23 protein-coding genes are annotated in these 19,829 nt (G+C 59.4%); 5 read left to right on the top strand and 18 right to left on the bottom strand.

Annotation, left to right across the window (positions count from 1 at the left end; genetic code table 11):
- Position 1: 1 nt before the first annotated feature.
- Positions 2–307, bottom strand: coding sequence for a hypothetical protein (locus tag GOX63_RS03745; RefSeq protein WP_170325153.1), 306 nt, complete (start codon positions 305–307; stop codon positions 2–4).
- Between the two features lie 219 nt (positions 308–526).
- Between GOX63_RS03745 and GOX63_RS03740 the strand changes: the two genes are divergently transcribed.
- The 4 genes from GOX63_RS03740 to GOX63_RS03725 all read left to right on the top strand — a co-directional run bounded on the left by GOX63_RS03740 (position 527) and on the right by GOX63_RS03725 (position 3,042).
- Entirely contained in the window at positions 527–742 is a 216-nt protein-coding gene (locus tag GOX63_RS03740; RefSeq protein WP_170325152.1) for a twin-arginine translocase TatA/TatE family subunit, read from the top strand.
- Positions 743–748: 6 nt separating this feature from the next.
- Positions 749–1,207 (top strand): Sec-independent protein translocase protein TatB, encoded by a 459-nt coding sequence (gene tatB, locus GOX63_RS03735; RefSeq protein WP_170325151.1) that lies wholly within the window; start codon positions 749–751, stop codon positions 1,205–1,207.
- Complete coding sequence (tatC, locus tag GOX63_RS03730) at positions 1,204–2,082, top strand: twin-arginine translocase subunit TatC (RefSeq protein WP_170325150.1); 879 nt, start codon at positions 1,204–1,206, stop codon at positions 2,080–2,082. The genes tatB and tatC overlap by 4 nt, the downstream gene beginning before the upstream one ends.
- Positions 2,083–2,199: 117 nt before the next feature.
- Positions 2,200–3,042 (top strand): ATP-binding protein, encoded by an 843-nt coding sequence (locus tag GOX63_RS03725; protein WP_170325149.1) that lies wholly within the window; start codon positions 2,200–2,202, stop codon positions 3,040–3,042.
- Positions 3,043–3,103: 61 nt separating this feature from the next.
- Here the strand turns inward: GOX63_RS03725 and GOX63_RS03720 are convergent, their stop codons facing one another.
- The 11 genes from GOX63_RS03720 to alr form a co-directional block, all read right to left on the bottom strand.
- On the bottom strand, positions 3,104–3,748 hold the full coding sequence (locus GOX63_RS03720) for an SDR family NAD(P)-dependent oxidoreductase (RefSeq protein ID WP_170325148.1): 645 nt from the start codon (positions 3,746–3,748) through the stop codon (positions 3,104–3,106).
- 41 nt (positions 3,749–3,789) lie between these two features.
- Positions 3,790–4,038, bottom strand: coding sequence for a hypothetical protein (locus GOX63_RS03715; protein ID WP_170325147.1), 249 nt, complete (start codon positions 4,036–4,038; stop codon positions 3,790–3,792).
- A 267-nt stretch (positions 4,039–4,305) separates the two neighbouring features.
- Entirely contained in the window at positions 4,306–5,829 is a 1,524-nt protein-coding gene (purF, locus tag GOX63_RS03710) for an amidophosphoribosyltransferase (protein ID WP_170325146.1), read from the bottom strand.
- A 632-nt stretch (positions 5,830–6,461) separates the two neighbouring features.
- Positions 6,462–7,076 carry a CvpA family protein gene (locus GOX63_RS03705; protein WP_254435848.1) on the bottom strand — a complete coding sequence of 205 codons (615 nt, stop codon included), beginning with the start codon at positions 7,074–7,076 and terminating at the stop codon, positions 6,462–6,464.
- 41 nt (positions 7,077–7,117) lie between these two features.
- Complete coding sequence (gene radA, locus GOX63_RS03700; RefSeq protein WP_170325145.1) at positions 7,118–8,479, bottom strand: DNA repair protein RadA; 1,362 nt, start codon at positions 8,477–8,479, stop codon at positions 7,118–7,120.
- A 121-nt stretch (positions 8,480–8,600) separates the two neighbouring features.
- On the bottom strand, positions 8,601–9,302 hold the full coding sequence (locus GOX63_RS03695) for a DNA repair protein (RefSeq protein WP_254435847.1): 702 nt from the start codon (positions 9,300–9,302) through the stop codon (positions 8,601–8,603).
- 229 nt (positions 9,303–9,531) lie between these two features.
- The gene (locus tag GOX63_RS03690; protein WP_170325143.1) at positions 9,532–9,984 is read right to left on the bottom strand and encodes a paraquat-inducible protein A; all 453 of its coding nucleotides are present in this window, start codon (positions 9,982–9,984) and stop codon (positions 9,532–9,534) included.
- A gap of 4 nt (positions 9,985–9,988) precedes the next feature.
- The gene (locus GOX63_RS03685; RefSeq protein ID WP_170544808.1) at positions 9,989–10,441 is read right to left on the bottom strand and encodes a hypothetical protein; all 453 of its coding nucleotides are present in this window, start codon (positions 10,439–10,441) and stop codon (positions 9,989–9,991) included.
- Positions 10,438–11,184, bottom strand: coding sequence for an ABC transporter ATP-binding protein (locus GOX63_RS03680; protein ID WP_170544805.1), 747 nt, complete (start codon positions 11,182–11,184; stop codon positions 10,438–10,440). The genes GOX63_RS03685 and GOX63_RS03680 overlap by 4 nt, the downstream gene beginning before the upstream one ends.
- Positions 11,181–11,963, bottom strand: a complete 783-nt coding sequence (locus tag GOX63_RS03675) for an MlaE family ABC transporter permease (protein ID WP_170544802.1) — start codon at positions 11,961–11,963, stop codon at positions 11,181–11,183. Before GOX63_RS03675 ends, GOX63_RS03680 begins: the two co-directional genes overlap by 4 nt.
- Entirely contained in the window at positions 11,960–12,994 is a 1,035-nt protein-coding gene (alr, locus tag GOX63_RS03670; protein WP_170544800.1) for an alanine racemase, read from the bottom strand. The genes GOX63_RS03675 and alr overlap by 4 nt, the downstream gene beginning before the upstream one ends.
- Positions 12,995–13,202: 208 nt before the next feature.
- Here alr and GOX63_RS03665 point away from each other — a divergent pair, with 208 nt between their 5' ends.
- A complete protein-coding gene (locus GOX63_RS03665) occupies positions 13,203–13,754 on the top strand; it encodes a GNAT family N-acetyltransferase (RefSeq protein ID WP_217356180.1) in 552 nt (183 codons plus the stop codon).
- A 1-nt stretch (position 13,755) separates the two neighbouring features.
- On the opposite strand, the gene GOX63_RS03660 is transcribed toward GOX63_RS03665, so the two are convergent.
- From GOX63_RS03660 to GOX63_RS03635, 6 genes are all read right to left on the bottom strand, one after another.
- Positions 13,756–15,246, bottom strand: a complete 1,491-nt coding sequence (locus GOX63_RS03660) for a replicative DNA helicase (RefSeq protein ID WP_170325139.1) — start codon at positions 15,244–15,246, stop codon at positions 13,756–13,758.
- Between the two features lie 200 nt (positions 15,247–15,446).
- Complete coding sequence (locus tag GOX63_RS03655) at positions 15,447–16,124, bottom strand: orotate phosphoribosyltransferase (RefSeq protein WP_170325138.1); 678 nt, start codon at positions 16,122–16,124, stop codon at positions 15,447–15,449.
- A 143-nt stretch (positions 16,125–16,267) separates the two neighbouring features.
- Positions 16,268–17,449: an ammonium transporter gene (locus GOX63_RS03650; RefSeq protein ID WP_170544797.1), complete on the bottom strand. Its 1,182-nt coding sequence runs from the start codon at positions 17,447–17,449 to the stop codon at positions 16,268–16,270.
- Between the two features lie 145 nt (positions 17,450–17,594).
- On the bottom strand, positions 17,595–18,077 hold the full coding sequence (locus GOX63_RS03645) for a CinA family protein (protein WP_170544794.1): 483 nt from the start codon (positions 18,075–18,077) through the stop codon (positions 17,595–17,597).
- The gene (locus GOX63_RS03640) at positions 18,074–18,571 is read right to left on the bottom strand and encodes a phosphatidylglycerophosphatase A family protein (RefSeq protein ID WP_170325135.1); all 498 of its coding nucleotides are present in this window, start codon (positions 18,569–18,571) and stop codon (positions 18,074–18,076) included. The genes GOX63_RS03645 and GOX63_RS03640 overlap by 4 nt, the downstream gene beginning before the upstream one ends.
- A complete protein-coding gene (locus GOX63_RS03635; RefSeq protein ID WP_170325134.1) occupies positions 18,568–19,698 on the bottom strand; it encodes a bifunctional 2-C-methyl-D-erythritol 4-phosphate cytidylyltransferase/2-C-methyl-D-erythritol 2,4-cyclodiphosphate synthase in 1,131 nt (376 codons plus the stop codon). The genes GOX63_RS03640 and GOX63_RS03635 overlap by 4 nt, the downstream gene beginning before the upstream one ends.
- Between the last annotated feature and the right edge of the window lie 131 nt (positions 19,699–19,829).

Raw genomic sequence — 19,829 nt, 5'->3', positions numbered from 1 at the left:
TTTAGGCGGTCATGTTCCATAGCACGTTCTCGTGGCGCATCTGGATGCTTTCAGGGTTGATGGCAGCCATCAAACCCGCGCAGAAATCCTGTTGCGGGAATTGTGCGGCGGCATCCTTGGCGGCTTTCATATCGGTCCAGATGACATAGTCAGTCCAGCGGCCATCCTCACCCTGGCTCAGCTGTCGGTGGGCAAAACCCGGCGCCGAGCGGACAAAGGCCTCAGAAGCCTGGCTGAGTTTCACGAACTCTTCCGCCGAGGTGCCTTTGGCGAGGGTAAAGGTGACGATTTCTGCAACATGGGTCATGTGAATCTCCGTTGACCAGGTTTCGATGCCCACTACCTAGCCACATACAACTGACATAAACCTGTCAGTTGAGGAAGGCCAGCCCGTAAAAAACGTACGATCCGTTCACAATTCGGCGCGGAATTGATTTGCGTCACTTTTGCGCGCGGGCTTGTGGGCGTAGACACGGGGCCAGACAACATTCCCGGCGCGCGGCGCCGACGTACAAGGAGAAGAGACATGCTCAACAATATCGGCCTTCCCGGTCTTCTGCTGATCGCCGTAGTGGTGCTGGTGCTGTTTGGCCGCGGCAAAATCAGCTCGTTGATGGGCGAAGTGGGCAAGGGCATCACCTCGTTCAAGCGCGGCGTTAAGGAAGGCGCGGACGAGCTGGAGCAGGACGCAGCCGAAGTGGCCAAGGACGTCACTCCTGAGACCGACAAAGACAAGGCCTAAGTCCAGATGTTTGATCTGGGCTGGACCGAGCTTCTGGTCATCGGCGTTGTTGCCCTGATCGTTGTGGGGCCAAAGGACCTGCCGGTGTTGTTCCGCAATGTCGGCCGCTTTGTCGGCAAGGCCCGTGGCATGGCGCGCGAGTTTTCCAGCGCCATGAACGAGGCCGCTGATCAGGCGGGCGTGAACGAGATCAAGAAGGGTCTCAACGCGGCAACTAACCCTGTCGGCAGCGCCATGGACGGCGTGAAAGAGGCCGCGCAGGATCTGGCGAAAAGCATCGACCCGACCAAGTTCGACCCCGACAGCGAAACCGGCAAACTGGCTGCTGAACGGTCAGAGCAGGCCAAGAAGATTCAGGCCACGACCGCACGTGCCGCTGCTGAACGCAAGGCCAAGGAAGCTGCTGACGCGCTGGCCAAGGCTGAAGAGGCCGAAGCCGCGCTGAAAACCGAAAGCAAGACATGACCAAAACCGACGAGATCGAGGACAGCTCGGCCCCATTGATTGAGCATCTGGCGGAGTTGCGCACGCGGTTGATTCACTGCGTCGTGGCGTTTCTGGTTGGCATGATCATCTGTTTTACAGTGGCCACGCCGCTCTTCAATTTCCTGACTAACCCCCTGTGCAATGTTCTGGCTGAGCGTGGGCAGGATTGCGGGCTGATCTTCATCTCGCCGCAGGAAGGCTTCTTTGTCGCCATCAAGGTCTCGTTGCTGGGCGGCTTCATCCTGGCCTTTCCTTACATCGGCATGCAGATGTGGCGGTTTGTGGCGCCGGGCTTGTATAAGTCGGAAAAGAACGCGTTCCTGCCGTTCATGCTGGCCTCGCCCTTCATGTTCTTGCTGGGCGCAAGCTTCGCCTTCTACGTGGTCACGCCGCTGGCCTATGACTTCTTCCTAGGCTTCCAGCAATTCGGAGCTGAAGGTGAGGCCGTGACCGATGGCGCTACCGCAGCACCGCTGAGCGTGGTGTTCCAGGGCTCGGCGCAGGAATACCTGAACCTGACAATCAAGTTCATCGTGGCTTTTGGCCTGTGTTTCCAGCTGCCGGTTCTGCTGACCCTGATGGGCAAAGCGGGGCTGGTCACCGCCGAAGGGCTGGGATCGGTGCGCAAATACGCTGTGGTCGCCATTCTGGTACTGGCCGCGCTGGTGACCCCGCCGGACGTGATCACGCAGATCATCTTGTTTGTGGTGGTCTATGGTCTCTACGAGGTGTCAATTTTCCTCGTCGCCCGGGTCGAGAAAAAGCGCGAAGAGCAATTGCGCGCTGATGGCTACTATGACGACGAAGAAGAAGAGGCCGACGAAGAGATCGTGCTGGAAGAAGACGGCAAGTAATCCTGTCGGTTGCTAACAATCAGGCGCGTCCTTCGGGGCGCGCCTTTTTCGTGCCGCGCTCTTGTTGTGCCGGGCGGAACATGGTTTGAACCCCGCAAGACACGACCGGAGGCCCCAATGGACAACCAAGCTCTGAACCGCATCGCTGACGCGCTGGAACGCATGGCACCGGCCCCCTTGGCCGCACCTGACTTCGGGGCTGCGCCGGCCTTTGTCTGGCATGTGGAGCCGGACCGGCTGGAGCCGGTCACGCAGGTTAATCGTGTCGATCTGGACCTGTTGGTCGGTATCAATCGATCCCGCGATACGTTGCTGGACAACACGCGCCGGTTCGCAGCGGGTTTCAAGGCCAACAACGCACTGCTCTGGGGTGCACGGGGGATGGGCAAATCCAGCCTCGTCAAAGCCGTCCATGGCACGTTGCAGGCGGATTTCCCCGACCTCAAACTGGTCGAACTGCAGCGCGAGGACATGGGCTCGGTCGCGCGTCTGCTGAACCATCTGCGTGCTGCGCCGCACCGGTTTATCCTGTTCTGCGATGACTTGTCCTTCAGCCACGATGACCAGCACTACAAATCGCTCAAGGCGGTGCTGGACGGAGGCATCGAAGGCCGCCCCGAAAACGTCGTCTTCTACGCCACCTCGAACCGCCGCCACCTGATGCCGCGGGACATGATCGAGAATGAACGTTCCAGCGCCATCAACCCGTCCGAAGCGGTCGAGGAGAAGGTCTCACTGTCTGATCGGTTCGGCCTGTGGCTGGGCTTCCACCCCTGCGATCAAGACGAGTACCTCGCCATGATCGACCGGTATTGCGCGGCTTACGGAGTTTCAGTGGACGCAGAAACCCTGCGTGCCGAAGCCATCGAATGGCAGGCCACACGCGGCGCACGCTCGGGCCGCGTGGCTTGGCAATTCTTCGTCGATCTGGCCGGGCGCAACGGCGTGCATATCGCGTAACCCGCCCGCTTCATCTGGCCAAAAATACCTCCGCCGGAGGCATGGCCCAAAGGGCCATTCCTTACAGCTTCGCCAGAATGCGCGCGGCCTCATCGGCTGTGCTGGTCAGTGCGTCGCGATCCTCACCGGGGTGGAAACGCGCGCGAACAGCCGTTGGCATCGGCTTGGGCTCGACGATCGTCACGCGCGGACCGGTGCGTTCGGTTTCAATAGCCCAGCTGCGCACCAGCGCCATCTGAGCGGCCTTGGTCGCACCATAGATGCCATAGAACTTCTCACCCGCTTTCGGGTCGTCGAAGAACACCGCGTGGCCCTCCTCACCCAACAGGGGAGAAATGTAGGGGATCAGAACCGACGTGGCCGTAGCGTTGGTGTTGACGGCCTTGGTCCATTCCTTCGGGTCGATGAAATGCGTGGGCGTCAGGGCGGATGTGTGAACGGCGGTATGCAGCCAGAGGTCCACTTTGCCCCAACGGTCATGAATGCCCCGGCACAGGGTCGCCATGGCATTCGGGTCTGCGATGTCCATGGGGGCAAGCGTCGCTGCGCCGCCTTTGGCGCGGATGCGATCATCCAGCTCTTCCAACCCGCCGGTGGTGCGGGCAACGGCGACGATGTGATATTCGGGTGCCAGCGCCTCGGCCAGGGCAGCGCCCAGCCCGCGAGAGGCCCCGGTGACGAGGGCAATTTTATTCTGATCGGTCATGACAGCGGTTTGAACCCCTGCGCGCAGGGCGTCAAGCCGGTTTAGCTGCCGGGAATAGCGATGCGCTTGGTCTGGCCGCTTTGTCGCAGCATCACGCCCTCGTCATCAATAGCGACCACGGTGCCCGATGAAACCCGGCTGCCGGGCTTGACCTCTTTCACGCGCCCCGAAGACATGCGCACCAGAGCGCGCATATCCGATTTCGGCCCAAAGACCCCCAGAACGGACACAGAGCTTTTGTTCAGTGCGCCCTTTTGCGTGGCCGCACTTTTGACGGTTGCGTTTGACATGGATTCCGGCCCGACCGTGATGGCCCAGCCCCTTGTTATGAGTGGTTGGTTGCCGCTGGCCTAGCAAACCGGAACCGCGACTAAAACCCCGGTCGAAGGGCGAGAAATCGGCTGGTTTCACAACCCCGCCGAAGCCCTTGCGATTGCGATTCCTTCATCGAAGGGTTGTGCGCGAAAACCCACTCATGAGCCGGTATGCCGGATAGAAAAAGGCCCGCATCGCATCAGCGAAGCGGGCCGATAACTGTATTGATTCGGTTTTGGAACTTATCCCGAAGCCAGTTTCGCCGCGTTCCACGACCCGCCGGGCACCTGCATATCCTCGCGTTTTTTGCTGACGCGGCTGCTGTTCTCCAGGCTGTCCAGATAGTCGTCACTGACGCTGCCAGTGATGTAGTTGCCATCAAAGCAGGAACAGTCGAAGGCCTCGATCTCGGGGTTGCCTTCCTTGGCGGACCAGATCAGGTCATCGAGGTTTTGGTAGAAAAGGGCGTCGGCGCCCAGTTCCTGACGGATCTCTTCGATCTCTTTGCCATGGGCGATCAGTTCATGCTTGGTGGGCATGTCGATGCCATAGACATTTGGGAATTTCACCGGCGGTGAGGCGCTGGCGATGAAGACTTTCTTGGCGCCAGCCTCACGGCACATCTGCACGATCTTCTTGATCGTATTGCCGCGCACGATCGAGTCGTCGATCAGCAGCACGTTATGATCCTTGAACTCCAGCGGCACCGCATTCAGCTTGCGACGCACCGATTTCTGGCGCTCTTCCTGACCGGGCATGATGAAGGTTCGGCCGACATAGCGGTTCTTGACCAGGCCCTCGCGGTAGGGGATGCCGGTCGCCTTGGCGACCTCAAGCGCCACAGGGCGGGCGCTGTCCGGGACTGGGATGATGCGGTCGATATCAAGACCGGCGGCCTCGATCTGGCGGGCCAGAGTTTGCCCCATGCGCATCTGGGTTTTGTAGACCGAAACACCGTCCAGCAGTGAATCCGGGCGGGCGAGGTAAACATATTCGAAGATACACGGAGTCAGCTGACCTTCGACCGCCTGGAACGTATGCATGTTGCCGTCCAGATCGATCAGGATCGCCTCACCGGGTTTGACATCACGCAGCTTGTCAAAGCCGTTGATGCCAAAGGCTACGTCTTCCGATGCAAAGGCATAATCATCGCCTTCACCATCCACATCGCGTTTGGCGACGGACAGCGGGCGGATGCCATAGGGGTCGCGGAAGGCCAGCATACCAACGCCGGCGACCAGACAGATCACCGAGTAGGCGCCCTGAACCCGCTCCATCGTCATCTTCACACCGGCAAAGAGGTTGCGGATGGGCTCGGCGTTGCCATTCACCTTGATCGCGTCGGCGACCTTGTCGGCCAGCACGTTCAGCAGAATCTCGGAATCCGAGGTGGTGCGCAGGTGGCGACTGTATTTGGCGGTCACTTTCTCACGCTGTTCGGCGGTGTTGGTGATGTTGCCGTTGTGGACGAGATAGATGCCATAAGGTGCGTTCACGAAGAACGGTTGCGCCTCAGACGCGCTGAGCGAACCGGCGGTGGGATAGCGCACATGCCCCATCCCGATCTTGCCCAGCAGGGTTTCGGCGTCTTGCGCGTTGAACACGTCCTTGACTAGACCGTTGGCTTTCTTCTCACGGAAGAATTCGCCGTTATAGGTGACGATGCCCGAGGCGTCCTGGCCCCGGTGCTGCAGCATCAGCAGCCCGTCATAGATTTCCGCAAAGACATCATGCGTCCTGCTTGCGATCCCCAAAATCCCACACATCTACGGGCTCCAACTTCTACGACGTTTTGACTAGCGATGATGATCTGAACATCTGCATGGGTGTACCTGTACGCCTTGCCGCCATCCCGGCTGCTGATGCAGACGCGCCATCGTCACGAGGGCGAGCGCGAAAGAAAACAGGGTCAGCAAGATCGGCGGCTCCGATTCCATGTCAGTTCGGCCTCCACATAATGCCTAACGGGGCCTGTGTCATCAAAGGATCACAATTGTTGTTTCCGACAGGTGTATTTTGCCTGACACGGCATCAAAAGGTGACATGGGTGCAGGCTTGTGGTGTCATGGCGAAAGTCATCAGTAATTTCGTAAAATCAGGTTCGATTGGGGCAGCGCCATGTGGCAACACAAGCAAGGAACAAAAAAGGAAGAACCTGTAAAACGCAGGTGCCATCGGTGCCGCGGTATGGGACGCGCTCCTTGTCCGATTTGCAATGGAGCGGGAGAGGTCCTCAAAAGCCGCGATATACATGGCAAACCTATCATGGGTCGCTGCGAAGGGTGTTTTGGCCTGAAAACTATCAGATGCACGGTCTGTGCGGGCGAGGGCTTTGTCAGTTAAAGCCTGACGTGCAGAAGCTGAAAAAAAACGCCCGGACAAAGCCGGGCGTTTTTTCTTATTCGGTTGTGGCCGGTTCAGTGGTGGCCGGGGCCGCTGGTTCTTCGGTGGTCACGGGGCTGCCGTTGCAGCTTGCCACCAACTCTTCATATTGCTGGGTAACCCAGCCCAGAGCCTGTTCGGGGTTCTGCTCTTCGATCCGGTCGCTGAACTGTTCGAACACTTTGGCCGAGCGGCTTTCGTCGACGATCGTATAAGATTGACCGGTCATTACGGTGTCGTAGACAAAGAATGCGATGGCGACCAGCAGGATGCCACGGGCGATGCCGAAGAAGAACCCAAGCGCTTGGTCCAGCCCGCCAATGGCCGAACGCTGAACGATCGACGAAAACAGCGGCGTAAAGATGCTGACGACGATCAGCGCGATGGCGAAGACGGCAGCAAAGCCGGTGATGACCGACAATTCGCAGCTGTCGCGCAGGAAATCTCCGACCACCGGAATCTCTTTCACCAGCGGTACGGCCTTGGGTGCAAAAATGAAGGCCAGAATTGCGGCTGCGACCCAGCCCGCGATAGCCAAAACCTCACGTAAAAATCCGCGTGAATAGGCCAGCAGGCCCGACACGACGATGATCAGGGCAACCACCCCGTCGATTATTGTAAAACCTTCCATGGCCCTCGCCTGTATTTTTTTCAGCCCCTCAAGGCGTTACCTTAACCTGCTCCGAAGGTTTCGCCAACAAACCCGACCAAATCAGAGGGTCGGGTGAGTGTCAGACCTGCCACAGTGCCGGTTTTGCCGCCCGCCGGAGCGATGGCCGATGTGAAACCAAGTTTTTGGGCTTCTTTCAACCTGTTTTCGGTCTGCGGCGCGGGTCTAAGCGCCCCGGATAACGAGATTTCTCCGAAAACAACAGTATCGGCGGGCAGAGCTGTGTCTTCTCGGGCACTTAGCAGGGCAGCAGCTACCGCAAGGTCAGCCGCGGGTTCACTGACTTTCAACCCTCCGGCCACGTTCAGATAGACATCGAGTCCCGCGAAGGGGATGCCGCAGCGGGCCTCGAGCACGGCGAGGATCATTGCCAGCCGCCCGCTGTCCCATCCGACCACCGTGCGGCGAGGCTGTGAATGGGGGGACGGGGCCACAAGTGCCTGTAGTTCCACCAGAACTGGGCGGGTGCCCTCGATTCCAGCGAAAACGGCAGAACCGGGGCTGGGCGTGCCGCGTTCCGACAGAAACAGGGCCGAGGGGTTGGTGACCTGTGCCAATCCTTTGCCGGTCATTTCGAACACGCCGATCTCATCAGCGGGGCCAAAGCGGTTTTTCACGGCGCGCAGGATGCGGAACTGATGGCCGCGCTCGCCTTCGAAATAGAGCACGGTGTCGACCATGTGTTCAACCACGCGGGGGCCTGCGATCTGGCCTTCCTTGGTGACATGGCCAACCATGATGATTGATACGCCGTGTCGTTTCGCAAACGTGGTCAATTCATGCGCTGCGGCCCGGACTTGTGACACTGAGCCGGGGGCGCTGTCCACATTGTCGGCCCACATTGTCTGAATCGAGTCGATGATGGCGAGGCCCGGCTTTTCTGCCTCGAGCGTCGTCAGGATGTTGCGCAGGTTGGTCTCAGCCGCCAGCTGCACCGGCGCGTCTTCGAGCCCCAGACGGCGGGCCCTCATTCGAACTTGCGCGCTGGCTTCCTCGCCCGAGACATAGATGGTTTTGACGCCGGCACGGGAAAACCGCGCCGCGGCCTGCAGCAGAAGGGTAGATTTGCCGATGCCAGGGTCTCCGCCCACCAAAAGGGCTGAGGCGGGAACAAGGCCGCCACCCAGCACGCGGTCCAGTTCCTCGACCCCGCAGAGGGTCCGGGGCGGGGGCGTTTCCTCGGTGGACAAGTCCGTGAGAGCGATGGACTGGCCACGTTTTCCACCAAGGGATTTCTTGGCGGGTCCGGCGGATAGGGGGACGTCCTGCGAAATGGTGTTCCATTCACCGCATCCGTCGCAGCGCCCGGACCAGCGCGAATGCGACGCGCCACAGGCCGAGCAGGAGAAAGTCGTCTTTGCCATGCCGCCTTGGTGCCCGAGGACGGGCGGTTCTTCAAGCCCTTGCAGGGCTTTCATCTCCGCCGGTGCGGTGCCGCGTCCTCAGGCCCCAAGGGGCCATCGTCCGAGGCAGGTACTGGCGTGCCTATTCTGCGGCGCGAGGGGGCGACATTGCGATGACGCTGGACGCTTTGGACGTCTTGTCCTTGGGAGGCGCCTGCAGCTGTGCCGACAATTCCGGCAGCAGTTCAAACAACTCATCCCGCAGGCGAGCCAACTGCGACTTGGCAATGGATTCCTCCATCTCGACGTCGTGGGTCCACTGGCGCAGCTCGTTCTGGATCACCTGCGCCTCTTCGATCCGTTTCTGGAACTGTTCGATTTCTTCCTGGCGCTGTTGCAGGAACGTCCGCGCACGATTGACCCGGGCGTCGCCATAGGTTTCGGCCAGTTCGTGGCTGATCTGGCTCATCTGAGCCGCAAGCTCCAGTATCTCGGGCTCAAGCGATTGCAGGTCAGGGTGATGGCGCAGAAAGGCCATCCGCTCTTTGACCGCGTCGAACTCGGACGACATCATGAACAGGCCCTCGCGATCTGCGGCATGGGCCATCTGATAGGCGGCAGAGATATCGTGCATGTTTAACGCGAACTTACGATGGTTGTTTTCCAGCGCCATCATTCGCGCATTGGCGGGTAGATAGAACGCCAGCATCAGAATCAGTACGGTCAGGCCAATCTGAACATACATCCCGGCATCAGTGACCGTGCCGTCACCAAACCCAGCCTGAATCGAGAGCCAGGGCAAAACACCCAGGGCGGACAGAAGTGTGGCTGAGACGGATGCCAATGCGGTTGCGCATATGAGGAAAAAAGTCAGTCTTAAAAAGGCATTCTGAAATTGCAATGTCATAGTATGGAGGGCGGTCATGATCGACGAACTCCTTCTGGAACCGGTTAACACCAAGCCCAAGCGGAGACACCTAAAACACGCAGAATGATCCGCTGCGGACCCGTAAACTACAAATTTTTACTGCTCGAAATATAATGATGATACTCAGATGAACATTTTCAATCAATTAGCTCTGAGAATTTCGTGAATTGCGTGTCATTTCGGTAATCTGGCCCAATGCGATCGAGGCCAGAATGCACGCCGTAAACAGGTAAAGACCCCATGCGGTTTCAATGGTCGCGTAGGAAATTCCCTTGGCCAAAGTGATGTAAAGCGCGATCAGGAAGATGTCGGCCATGGCCAGTTTGCCTAGGATGTTCAGCGCAGGTTGCACGCGCGCATCCAGCAGGTCCCATTGGATCAGGGCGGTGCCGATGGTTTTGATAAAGGGCGCAACGAGGGCGAAGATGGTGACGATCAGCGCGAGGAAGACGTCGGATTTCCAGAGGGACTGGAGGCCTGTGATGACGCTGATTTCGCTGAGACCGAAGATCGGGAGAAGCCCCGCGCGCATAAGGGGGGCAAACCACGCGATAGGGTAGAGGATCAGCAGTGAGAGAGTGGCGAGGCGGAGGGTCATGGTTTCATATTTGGGTGAACATGAAACATATGCAAAAGAGAATGCAGGCAAAATCAAGTTTTCCGATCGATTTTGACCGATCACGAAGCCAGTGCATTCGCACGAAATACCCTGCTGAGAAATAAATTAACCCAGTCAAAAAGTAGAGCGCAGAAATGTCAGCAGATCGTATGTAATCAAACCACAAGAGCAAAAATTTTGCAGTCGCAAAGAAAGCTGAAAGCAGTATCAGCCACCTTACCACAAAAGGCAGTCTTTTAAGTCCTGACAAAACACCCCTGCGTTGACGCTGTTGAGGTATTTCAGTCGTCTCAGCCAATCCAACACCTTTGGCGCCTGATACTCTTCCAAACAGTGGAAAAAGGATATTTACCAGTATGACGAGGCTGAACAGATAGAAAGACCCGGCGGCCATAACGAGCTTAGAAAACTCTAAAACCGTCAGGGTACTGTTCACCGCACTGCCTCAATCGGCCCTTCTGCACTCCCGCTTATAAACTGCTCGACATAGGGATCGCCTGAGGCATCCATCTGGCTGACCGGGCCGGTCCACTGGATGACGCCTCCGTGCAGCATGGCGACGTTGTCGGCAATGGCGCGGACGGAGCTCATATCGTGGGTGATGGTCATCGCGGTGGCGCCCATCTCGGTCACGATCTCGCGGATCAGGTCGTTGATGACGCCGGACATGATCGGGTCCAACCCGGTGGTGGGTTCGTCGAAAAAGATGATCTCGGGTTCGGCGGCGATGGCGCGGGCGAGGCCGACACGTTTCTGCATCCCGCCGGACAGTTCGGACGGGAACCGGTCGGCCACGTCGGATTTCAGACCCACACGGCGCAGTTTCTCAATGGCGATTTCGCGGGCGTATTCCCGCGGACGCTTGAGTGGACCGCGCAGCAGGCGAAAAGCAACGTTCTGCCAGACGGGCAGAGAGTCAAACAAGGCAGCACCCTGAAACAGCATCCCGAACCGGGCCAGAAAGGCATCGCGGTCGCCTTTGGTGGCATCCTTGCCGTCCACATAAATCATGCCGCTGTCGTGTTTGATCAGGCCCAGAACGCATTTCAGCGCCACCGACTTGCCGGTGCCCGACCCACCAATGATGACCATCGACGTGCCCTTGGGAATCTCAAGGCTCATGCCTTTTAAAACCTGATTGTCGCCAAAGGTTTTATGTACGTTCTCCATCCGGATCATAGCGAGAAGAACACCCCTGTCAGAATGAAGTTGGCGGCCAGAATCATGATGGCGGCGGATTCGACCGATGATTTGGTGGCCCGGCCTACACCCTGCGCGCCTCGGCCCGAGTTCATGCCGTAATAACAGCCCATCAGGGCCGCGATCAGGCCAAAGGTTGCGCCCTTGGCCAGCGAGGACAGGATGTCGTGCGTTTCAAGGAAGTTGACCGTGTTCTGCAGGTAGGTCGCGGGGTTGAAGCCCAGGTTCTGTGTCGCCACCACATAACCGCCCGCGATGCCGATGATATCGCCGATACCCACCAACAGCGGAACGGTGATCAGCGCGGCCAGAACGCGAGGGGCGGTCAGGTATTTCATCGGATGTGTCGACAGGGTGACCAGCGCATCGATCTGCTCGGTCACTTTCATGGTGGCGATCTCGGCGGCGATGGACGAGGTTACGCGGGCCGCAATCATCAGGCCAACCAGAACGGGGCCAAGTTCGCGCACCATACCGATGGCGACGATCTGCGGCACCACGGCCTCGGCATTGAAACGGGCGCCACCGGCGTAGATCTGCAGGGCCAGCGCGCCGCCGGTGAAGATGGCGGTCATTCCGACAACCGGCAGCGATAGCCAGCCGATATTCATCAGTGCAACCAGGAATTCGCGCGGGTAGTAGGGCGGGCGGAAGATATGCGAGATCGCATCCACCGAAAACAGCGCAACTTTGCCGAACGTGGCGAACAGCGCGAGGACCGCCCGGCCCAGACCCCCCAGCAGATTCAATGGGTTCATTCCACGTAGCCCCGGGAATAGCGCGCGCCAAGCGAGGTGAGGATTTCGTACCCAATGGTGCCTGCGGCCTCGGCCAGGTCATCGACGGTTTGGTGGCCATTCAGAATGCGCAGGCGTTCCGGGTCTTCGGGCAGGTCGGTGACGTCGACGGTGATCAGGTCCATCGAGATACGGCCGACCACGGGGCAGGGTTTACCGCCAGCGAAAGTGTCGATACCTCCACCGATGGCGCGGTGCAGACCGTCGGCATAGCCTGCGGCCACGGTCGCGATCCGCGACGGACGCCGGGCGACCCAGCTGTTGCCGTAGCCAACGGATTCCCCGACTTCGACGGCACGCACCTGTATGACGGGCAGATCGGCCGTCACAACGGGTTTGGCGTCAGCAAAGGGCATGCCACCGTAAAGGCCAACACCGGGGCGGCAGAAGTCGAAATGAAATTCGGAGCCCAACAGCGTGCCACCAGTGGCCGCCAACGACCGGGGCGCTGTGACGCCATCCGTCATCTCGCGGAATGTCTTCAGTTGCTGAAGGTTCATCGGGTGATCGGGTTCGTCCGAGCAGGCGAGGTGCGACATGACCACCGCAGGGTTCAGCGGCTCGGCTTTGGGTCGCAGCGCGGCCCAGTCGGCAGGTTCCAGGCCAAGACGGTTCATGCCGCTGTCCAACTGAATGCCAAAGGAATGATCCGGCAAAGACTGCTGGTGGCGCAGGAATTGTTCGGGTGAATTGATCAGCGGCGTCAGGTCATGATCGCGTAGCAGATCGGTGTCGCCTTCCATATGACCCGAGAACACGCCGATCAACGGACCGGGGCCAATGGCCTTGCGCACGGCGACGCCTTCTTCGGCAACGGCGACAAAAAACTTGCGAACGCCTTCCTCGGCCAGGGCTGCGGATACCGGCCCGGCCCCCAGACCATAGGCGTCGGCCTTGACCACGGCGCCGGTCTCGACATCCGTTTTTGCGTTGAGCGCCCGCCAGTTGCTGGCCAGCGCCTGAAGATTGATCGTCAAACGTGCGGTACTCATGGTGCTGTTCATGACATTGGAGCGCTGTAGGTCAAGGGGGAATACGGCAATTCTTGTATCTATCGTGGCGATACTGCGCAGCTTCTGGCCTGTATGCCAAAGACTTGGCAGAAATAGGCTTTGGTCGGGTGGTGCCAGCGTCTCGCCATTGTGTTCGTCCTGTGATCAACTGAAGTTGCTGAGATTGGATCGTTGATACTGAAAAAATATGGAGCCGAAAGTGGTGAACCTGAGCGCCGATTATAAAACACGTGCTGCCGAATTGCCCGGATTTTTCCGGGATGTCTTTTCTGCCTCGGAAAGCGAGGAAGAAGGGCGCGTGGTCAGTGCCTTGGCGGCTGACCTTTTGAAATCGACCCCTGAGGATGATCTGCTGGGTGTTTTGGCGATGGACCGCGACGCGTTGGCCGGGTGCATCCTGTTTTCTCGCCTTCACTACGATCAGGACCCGCGCCAGGTGTTCCTGATGTCTCCGGTGGCGGTGCGAACAGACCGGCAGAAATCGGGGATCGGTCAGAAGCTGATTGGGTTCGGGCTGGAGCAATTGCGCCTGCACGGTGTGGATTTTGTCACGACCTACGGCGACCCGGCCTATTACAGCAAAACCGGGTTTCAGCCGATCACTGAATCGATCGCCAAGCCGCCCATGCCTTTGAGTATGCCGCATGGATGGCTGGGGCAATCTTTGAGCGGGGATGAGACACCAATTGAAGGCCCGTCGCGCTGTGTCAGCGCGTTCAACAGGCCCGAGTTGTGGTAGATCAGTAGCCCTCGATCTGGCCGTCCTGCTGCCACGGTTTGACCAGATTGCCAAAACGGGTGAACTGCGCCTCAAACGATAGCTCGACCGTACCGATGGGACCGTGACGCTGCTTGCCGACGATAACCTCGGCCTTGGCGTGCAGGCGCTCCATGGCCTGCTTCCACTCTTCCATCTTTTCCAGCTCATGATCGCCAGGCTTTTCGCGTTCCTTATAGTACTCCTCGCGGAACACGAACATCACCACGTCCGCGTCCTGTTCGATCGAGCCCGATTCCCGCAGGTCAGACAGCTGCGGGCGTTTATCGTCGCGGCTTTCGACCTGACGGCTGAGCTGGGATAGCGCGATGACCGGGATGTTCAACTCCTTGGCGATGGCTTTCATGCCCATCGAGATCTCAGCGATCTCGTTGACCCGGTTGTCGGCCATCCCGCGACACAGCTGAAGATAGTCGATGACCAGCAGGTCCAGACCATGTGTCCGCTTCAATCGGCGTGCACGTGCGGCCAGCTGTGAAATCGGCAAGGCAGGCGTGTCATCGATGAACAGGGGACACGCCTCCAGTTCTTTAGCGGCATCCACGAACCGGCGAAACTCGGCCTCGGTCATGTCACCCTGACGGATCTTGTGCGACGAAATTTCAGAGGCTTCGGCCAGAACACGTCCAGCCAACTGCTCGGCGCTCATTTCAAGCGAGAAGAAACCCACGACGCCGCCATCAATCGCGCCCTCAGACCCGTCCGGCTTGGTGCCACGCTTGTAAGCCTTGGCCACGTTGAACGCCACGTTGGTCGCCAGCGAGGTTTTCCCCATCGACGGACGTCCGGCCAGGATGATCAGGTCCGACGGGTGCAGGCCGCCAAGCTGTTTGTCCAGGTCGGCCAGACCGGTGGAAATACCTGCCATGCCGCCACCGCGTTGGTACGCTTCGTTGGTGACGTTGACGGCTTCTGTGACCGCCTTGAGGAAGGATTGAAATCCCTGTTCGGTCTGGCCCTGCTCGGATAACTGATAAAGCTGTTGCTCGGCTTCGACGATTTGTTCTTTCGGCTCGCTGGACACATCGACCCGCGCCGCCTTGTCCGAGATGTCCCGGCCCAGACGGATCAGCTCGCGCCGAATGGCGAGGTCATAGATCATCTGGGCGTAGTCATGAACCGCGAAGGCGCTGATCGAGGCGCCCGCCAGTTTGACCAGATAGGCGGGGCCGCCCAATTCCTTCAGGCCCTCATCCTCGGCCATGAAGGATTTCAACGTCACGGGCGAAGCCAGCGCATTCTTGGCGATGCGATTGGCCGCGACCTCATAGATGCGGGCATGAACCGGGTCATAGAAATGTTCAGACCCGATTATCGAGGCGACCCGGTCATAGAGGTCGTTATTCGTCAGGATCGCACCCAGAAGCTGCTGCTCGGCCTCAATGGAGTGCGGCATGGTTTCGGCATTCTGAATCTGCGCCGCTGCCTGCTCGATGCTGCTTATCTCGTTCATTGCTGCTCTCACCGTCCCTTGGGAAACAGTCCATACCCGAGCCCCATGAGTCGGGGCAAATTGTATGTTTCTGGGGATAGACTGTGCATATCTCCGGGCCCCATCATGTTGAAGCATGAAAGGGTCATTCGTCAACATATTGTGTGGCTTTCACCGCCCTGTCGGATGACGTTCCAATTCTCTCAACAGGTGCCGTGACGTCAGCTTTTGTTGGCTTCCTGCCATCCGCGCGGGTCGTTCAGGAAGGCCTCGACACCGTCAAGTGTCTCTTGATCAAAGGCTTTCTGCGCTTTGGCTTCGGCCAGAACGTCCCACCAGGTACACAGGTGATGCAGCCGAACGCCGTGATCGCCCAAAGTTTTTTCGGTCTCGGGGAAGATGCCATAGTAGAAAATGACCGCTGTGTGCCCACAGGTGGCACCGGTTTCGCGGATCGCATCCACAAAGGACAGTTTCGAGCCGCCATCGGTGGTCAGGTCCTCGACCAGCAGCACACGCTCGCCTTCGCTCATGGCGCCTTCGATGCGGGCGTTGCGGCCATAGCCTTTGGGTTTCTTGCGCACATAGGTCATCGGCAGCGCCATGCGCTCGGCGACCATTGCCGCAAATGGAATGCCCGCAGTCTCGCCCCCAGCAATATTGTCAAACGCCTCAAACCCTGCGTCGCGCATCACGGTGACGGTCAGGAAATCCATCAGGGTCGAGCGGATGCGCGGGTACGAGATCAGCTTGCGGCAGTCGATATAGGTCGGACTGGGCAGGCCGCTTGCTAAGGTGAACGGCTCGCGCGAATTGAAGTGAACAGCCTTGATCTCCAGCAGCATCCGCGCAGTCAGGCGGGCGATTTCGGTGCTATCGGGGAAAGAACTGGGGATCATGGTGCAACCTCGGGACAAAATGACGTTGCGGGCTGATAGCCCGACCCTAGACCCAGAGTCGAGAGGCGAACGCCTAAAAGAAAAGCGGACCCCGTCAAGAGGTCCGCTTTGGCCCTTGCGGGCGCGTGGCAGCCAAGGTGGGCTTAGCTGCTCATGTCATAGGCGCGCTCGCCGTGTACCGACAGATCGAGCCCGTTTGTTTCGGTCTCGGCGTCTACGCGAAGCGGAGTGATGAGCGCAACCACCTTGATCAACACAAATGTGACAACTGACGTAAAGATACCCACGATCAGCAACCCGCCCAACTGCGCGGTCCAGGCGCCCAGGCCAAAGACGGCGATCATGATGGTGCCGAAGATACCACCGACGCCGTGCACGGCGAATACGTCCAGCGTGTCGTCGATGTTCAGCATATTGCGGATGACGTTGACGGCCTCTTGGCACAGCACGCCCGCCACCGCACCGATGATAAGCGCCTGAACCGGGTCAACATAGCCCGACGCCGGCGTGATCGAGGCCAGGCCGGCAATCGTACCGGTGACCAGACCCACCATCGAGGCCTTGCCATACTTGATCCGCTCCCACAGCGCCCAGGTCAGCGACGCAGTCGCGGCCGAAATATGTGTAACGGTCATCGCCATTGCAGCGCCGCCATCGGCCGCCAGTTGTGAGCCGCCGTTGAATCCGAACCAGCCAACCCACAGCATTGCGGCCCCGATCATGACAAAGCCGGGGTTGTGCGGAGGAGTGGTGCGGTTGCGGCGCGGCCCAAGGATCACGGCAATGATCAGCGCCGCCAGACCGGCGGTTTCGTGCACTACGATGCCACCTGCGAAATCACGGACGCCGACCTCACCCAGTATACCACCGTCGGTCAGGATACCGCCGCCCCAGATCCAGTGAACGACCGGCGCATAGCACAGCAGCATCCACAGGGCCGAGAAGGTGAGCACAAATCCAAAGCCCACGCGTTCCACATAAGCACCGACGATCAGGGCAGGGGTGATGATGGCAAAGGTCATCTGGAAGGCAAAGAACAGAACCTCGGGCAGGGTGCCCGACAGGCTGTCGGCATCCACACCGTTCAGGAAGGCCTTGCCCAGACCACCCCATAGACCCGATCCACCGTCGCCGAACGCGATAGAATAGCCTGCAACCAGCCACAGGATGCTCATCAGACAGGCGATGCTGAAACAGTGCATGAAGACACTCAGCACGTTGCGGGCGCGCACGAGGCCTCCGTAAAACAGGGCCAGACCCGGCAATGTCATGAACAGGACCAGGGCGGTTGCCACTATGATCCAGGCAGTATCGGCTCCATTCATCGGCCGGTCTCCTCTTCAGCTTGCGTGGCGCGCCTTGAAGCGGAGAGGGGGCGGGGAAAAAAGAGGCAGACGCCAATTTTTGCGCCTACTTTGGGGGCTTTTTGTTAACTGGTGATTAAATGTGCGCCGAATGGCGCGGACAGCCTTATTTTTGGGCGATAGTAAAAAGTCCCTGTGACAGCAGATCCAGCGCGTGATCCCGCGCCGCATGGCGGACGTTGTCGCGGCCAAGCGCGCCAAAATCGACCGTTTCGGTGCGGGTCGGTGCGCCTTCTGCGGCCAGCCCAAAACAGACCCGGCCCTCGGGCTTGAATTCGGACCCGCCGGGGCCCGCGATACCGGTGACCGAAACGGTGAGCTGCGCGTCGGAATTCCTCAGCGCCCCTTCAGCCATTTCGCCCGCGACCTGTTCTGAAACCGCGCCATGTGCGGCCAGTGTCTCGGCCCGCACACCCAACATCTGCTGCTTGGCGGTGTTGGTGTAGGTGACAAAGCCGCGCTCGACCACGGCGGAACTGCCGGGGATATCGGTCAGCGCCGCAGCGACCATACCGCCGGTGCAGCTTTCGGCGGTGGCAATCATAACGCCTTGCGCCTTGGCGCGGTCGAGAAGCACGGCAACGGTCATAGCCCCAGAACTCCGTGTGAGATGCCGGCAAGGATCAGCACGCCGGTTCCGGCGAACATGCCCGCGATCACGTCGTCCAGCATCACGCCCATCGCGTCATTGCGCCGATCAGCCCAGCCAACAGGGCCGGGTTTGGTGATATCGAACAGGCGGAAAAGCAGGAACCCGGCGATCCAGCCGGGCCAGAGTGCCGTGATATCGATCCCATACGCCCAGGCCGGATAGGAAATCGCCCACAAGGCGGTGAATTGTCCGGCGACCTCGTCAATGACGATCTCGGACGGGTCGTGATCGTCCTGTCCTTCGGTCATTACACGAGTGGCCCAGAGGCCGCCAAAGAACACGGCAAGTGTTGCGATCACCAGCAGCGGGAAGCCACCAATAGTATGCAAGACCCATGCCAAGGGCAGCGCGGCCAGCGATCCCCACGTCCCCGGCGCCGGGCGCAGGTAACCGACGCCACACACGGTTCCGATCAGGCGCGCGGCATTCATGATTTCAACAGACAGGCAGTGGCAAGCGAGGCGATCCCCTCACTACGCCCGGTAAACCCCAGCCGTTCTGATGTGGTCGCCTTGACCGAGACCTGATCGGCGCGCAGCTCCATGATCCGGGCCATTTCCTCTCGCATGGCAGGCGCGTGAGGCCCGATCTTCGGGTATTCGCAGACCAATGTGCAGTCGACATTCGAGATGGCGTATCCCATCTTCTCGGCCAGTTCGACCGCGTGACGCAGGAAGATCGTGCTGGCGGCGCCCTTCCATTGCGGGTCCGAAGGCGGGAAGTGCTGACCGATGTCGCCCTGTGCCAATGCGCCATAGATCGCGTCGGTCACCGCGTGCATCCCCACGTCGGCATCCGAATGACCTTGCAGGCCACGATCATGCGGCACCTTCACGCCGCAAAGGATCACGTGATCCCCGTCGCCAAACCGATGCACGTCGTACCCGTTGCCCAGCCTTACATCCATATCCGTTCCCAATATGCGTTCCGCCCGGGCAAAATCCTCGGGTCGTGTGATTTTGATATTGTCTGCATCGCCCGGCACGATGGCCACGTCCAGCCCCGCTGCGCGTGCGACTTCGACGTCATCGGCAGCCCCTCCGGGATGGGCTGCATGGGCCGCGACGATAGCGTTATAGTGAAAACCCTGCGGCGTCTGCGCGGCAAACAGGCCCGAGCGGTCCTGCGTTCCAGTCACGATGGCTCCGTCCCCGGTCCACAGCGCATCGGTCACCGCCAATCCGGGTGCAGCTGCTGGTTGCGCTTTCAGCGCGTCCAGTACGTTTTGAATGGTGTCCAGCCCAACACAGGGTCGGGCGACGTCATGTATAAGGACAAGATCAACCGCAAAATCCGCCAAAGAAGCAAGGCCATTGCGGACCGAGCCCGCGCGATCGCTGCCGCCACGGGTTAGAATCAGGTCGGTGTTTTCGAATTCCGCCCACGCCGGGACGTCATCCTCGGACAGGACCAGTACGATATGGTTCACTTGGCCGCGAAACCGATCAATGGTCCAGTCTGCAACGCGCCGTCCGGCAAGTGGGCGCCATTGTTTGGGAATCCCCCCTCCGGCGCGCAGCCCGCGTCCTGCGGCGACGATGATGGCAGCGGTGGTCATGGGGGCATTTTCTCCGGTGATTTGAGGGCAATGTTTAGGGTGCGGTGAATGCAGAGGCAATCACCCGCGTTAACCTGCCTAAAAATTAGGCATGTGATGATTTTGCGGGCTTGATGGTCGCCGATTTGTTG

Origin of the sequence: Ruegeria arenilitoris (assembly GCF_013031355.1) — a bacterium.
GTDB classification, from domain to species: Bacteria; Pseudomonadota; Alphaproteobacteria; order Rhodobacterales; family Rhodobacteraceae; genus Ruegeria; species Ruegeria arenilitoris_C.
This window is presented reverse-complemented; position numbering and strand designations above follow the sequence as displayed.

What these genes read in the sequence shown, in the direction of transcription:
- GOX63_RS03745 (WP_170325153.1), bottom strand. Translation starts at nt 307, where the DNA reads ATGACCCATGTTGCAGAAATCGTCACCTTTACCCTCGCCAAAGGCACC.
- GOX63_RS03740 (WP_170325152.1), top strand. Translation starts at nt 527, where the DNA reads ATGCTCAACAATATCGGCCTTCCCGGTCTTCTGCTGATCGCCGTAGTG.
- tatB (WP_170325151.1), top strand. Translation starts at nt 749, where the DNA reads ATGTTTGATCTGGGCTGGACCGAGCTTCTGGTCATCGGCGTTGTTGCC.
- tatC (WP_170325150.1), top strand. Translation starts at nt 1,204, where the DNA reads ATGACCAAAACCGACGAGATCGAGGACAGCTCGGCCCCATTGATTGAG.
- GOX63_RS03725 (WP_170325149.1), top strand. Translation starts at nt 2,200, where the DNA reads ATGGACAACCAAGCTCTGAACCGCATCGCTGACGCGCTGGAACGCATG.
- GOX63_RS03720 (WP_170325148.1), bottom strand. Translation starts at nt 3,748, where the DNA reads ATGACCGATCAGAATAAAATTGCCCTCGTCACCGGGGCCTCTCGCGGG.
- GOX63_RS03715 (WP_170325147.1), bottom strand. Translation starts at nt 4,038, where the DNA reads ATGTCAAACGCAACCGTCAAAAGTGCGGCCACGCAAAAGGGCGCACTG.
- purF (WP_170325146.1), bottom strand. Translation starts at nt 5,829, where the DNA reads ATGTGTGGGATTTTGGGGATCGCAAGCAGGACGCATGATGTCTTTGCG.
- GOX63_RS03705 (WP_254435848.1), bottom strand. Translation starts at nt 7,076, where the DNA reads ATGGAAGGTTTTACAATAATCGACGGGGTGGTTGCCCTGATCATCGTC.
- radA (WP_170325145.1), bottom strand. Translation starts at nt 8,479, where the DNA reads ATGGCAAAGACGACTTTCTCCTGCTCGGCCTGTGGCGCGTCGCATTCG.
- GOX63_RS03690 (WP_170325143.1), bottom strand. Translation starts at nt 9,984, where the DNA reads ATGACCCTCCGCCTCGCCACTCTCTCACTGCTGATCCTCTACCCTATC.
- GOX63_RS03680 (WP_170544805.1), bottom strand. Translation starts at nt 11,184, where the DNA reads ATGATCCGGATGGAGAACGTACATAAAACCTTTGGCGACAATCAGGTT.
- GOX63_RS03675 (WP_170544802.1), bottom strand. Translation starts at nt 11,963, where the DNA reads ATGAACCCATTGAATCTGCTGGGGGGTCTGGGCCGGGCGGTCCTCGCG.
- alr (WP_170544800.1), bottom strand. Translation starts at nt 12,994, where the DNA reads ATGAGTACCGCACGTTTGACGATCAATCTTCAGGCGCTGGCCAGCAAC.
- GOX63_RS03665 (WP_217356180.1), top strand. Translation starts at nt 13,203, where the DNA reads ATGGAGCCGAAAGTGGTGAACCTGAGCGCCGATTATAAAACACGTGCT.
- GOX63_RS03660 (WP_170325139.1), bottom strand. Translation starts at nt 15,246, where the DNA reads ATGAACGAGATAAGCAGCATCGAGCAGGCAGCGGCGCAGATTCAGAAT.
- GOX63_RS03655 (WP_170325138.1), bottom strand. Translation starts at nt 16,124, where the DNA reads ATGATCCCCAGTTCTTTCCCCGATAGCACCGAAATCGCCCGCCTGACT.
- GOX63_RS03650 (WP_170544797.1), bottom strand. Translation starts at nt 17,449, where the DNA reads ATGAATGGAGCCGATACTGCCTGGATCATAGTGGCAACCGCCCTGGTC.
- GOX63_RS03645 (WP_170544794.1), bottom strand. Translation starts at nt 18,077, where the DNA reads ATGACCGTTGCCGTGCTTCTCGACCGCGCCAAGGCGCAAGGCGTTATG.
- GOX63_RS03640 (WP_170325135.1), bottom strand. Translation starts at nt 18,571, where the DNA reads ATGAATGCCGCGCGCCTGATCGGAACCGTGTGTGGCGTCGGTTACCTG.
- GOX63_RS03635 (WP_170325134.1), bottom strand. Translation starts at nt 19,698, where the DNA reads ATGACCACCGCTGCCATCATCGTCGCCGCAGGACGCGGGCTGCGCGCC.